Genomic DNA, 1,860 nt, shown 5'->3' on the forward strand with positions numbered 1-1,860 from the left:
AATCGAGTAGGAGGGAGTGATTAACCCCCGACCTCTCACACCACCGTACGTACGGATCCGTATACGGCGGTTCAATTTTATTCTAGGCATGTATTTTCGTGTAGTGCTGGACTCCGGGGACTAGCCCAAATGCGGCTAGTCTCTTATTTGTTATGGTTGTGGTGAGTACCCATGAAGATGCAATACGGGCTGGCCCTTTGCTTGTATGACTGTTTTTGTAAGCATCATTTCGGTTCATTCCCAATTTGATTAGATTCTTTCGGCGGTTCTTAGGTGTCTTCCACTTCTTCCATATGCACATTCTCAGTCGGAACCGTGTGTGGGCATCGATGTTCTTGAGGAGTGTTTTCATAACTCCTATTTTAAAGTAGTTGACCCACCCTCTGACGAGCTGGTTGATTCGCTCAACCTGGAATTTGGTATCCACACTCCAATTCTTCCTGGTCAGCTGCTTTAGTTTATATTGAAAGGTTTCCACCGATTTTCGATGTGGTTTCGCTTTGTATAAACCCTCTTGGTAGTCCCGGAAGAAGCCAAAGCCCAGGAATTTCATATTGGGATCGTTCGGTTTGGTTATTTTCGATTTCTTGGCATTGACAATGAGACCTAGTTTTTCTTCAATAAATTTTGTCACCGATCTCATGACTCGTCTGGCTGCCATTTCGCTCTTGACCATAATGATACAGTCATCGGCGTATCTCACAAAGTTTAGTCCACGGCTTTCAAGCTCCTGATCCAGTTCATTGAGCATGATGTTGCTTAACAAAGGGGACAGGTTTCCACCTTGCGGCGTGCCAATGATGGTTTCTTTGTACTCTTCGTTGATTTGAACACCGCTGATTAGAAACTTCCGGATCAGGGAGATGACATCTCCATCGTCCACTATTCTTGATACAAGATTCATTAACCGGTCATGATGGACCGTGTCAAAGAAGCGTTCCAAGTCAATGTCGACAATCCAGTCATACCCATCATTCATGAATTCCAGCGCCTTGAGGATGGCCATTTCCGCATAGCGGTTTGGTCTGAATCCATAGCTGTATTCACTAAATTCCCTATCAAATAGTGGGGACAGGACCTGCGCCACAGCTTGTTGAATGACTCGGTCTGTGACAGTCGGTATTCCCAACAGTCGCACTCCGCCATTTGACTTCGGAATTTCTACTCTCAACACTGGCTGGGGCTGGAATTTCCTTTGACGAATTTGCCGGATGATTTCATCCTTATTCTTCTTCAAATGTTCTTCCAATTCTTCAATCGTCATTCCATCAACCCCGGCCGCACCCTTGTTTCTCTTTACTTGTTTGAATGCTTGGTTCAGATTCTCTTTGTCAAGAATCGCATCTAATAATTTCCTTTCGTACATGCCTGCTATTTCCCTTCCTTCTCGTAGAGTCGGTATCCACTTTCTCGCTTTTCGCCAGTGGTCTGTTTCCTCTCCCAATAGAGATTTCCATAACGATAAAATTGTTCAGCCCTTCGCTCCTTCTAACTTTCGTTAGACATCTTCACTACTACGGCTTCTGCTGACTTCTCATGATCCAGTCCTGCATCACTGCAGGGGTTTGGTACAGATTCATGAGATCTCCCCAGTTAAGGTGCGAACTCTTTCCCTCCATCTATCTGCCATATTTACAACGAAAGAACAGTAGCTACTGGACTTCAACTTCTTTGGCAGTCTTATCCTCTAACGTTGCCTCTTATATGATTTCTGTGCGTCAGACCGGAGGTTTGCCTCGAGCTTCCTTCAGATTCCACGTCGCCGTGGACACCCTTGCTTTCGGCTATGTACTTACCGCTACTTAAGGTCGTACTCGGGACTCTCACCCGTTAGAGTTCGCCCATGCTGGGCGAACCAAA

Annotated in this window: 1 protein-coding gene; it reads right to left on the reverse strand. The window is 45.6% G+C overall.

Features of this window, described 5'->3' with window-relative positions:
• Window positions 1-82: 82 nt before the first annotated feature.
• Window positions 83-1,366 carry a group II intron reverse transcriptase/maturase gene (gene ltrA, locus LRR81_RS21080; protein WP_231791388.1) on the reverse strand — a complete coding sequence of 428 codons (1,284 nt, stop codon included), beginning with the start codon at window positions 1,364-1,366 and terminating at the stop codon, window positions 83-85.
• Window positions 1,367-1,860 lie beyond the last annotated feature (494 nt).

Source organism: Metabacillus kandeliae (assembly GCF_021166585.1).
In the GTDB taxonomy this organism is placed as follows: domain Bacteria; phylum Bacillota; class Bacilli; order Bacillales; family Bacillaceae; genus Metabacillus_B; species Metabacillus_B kandeliae.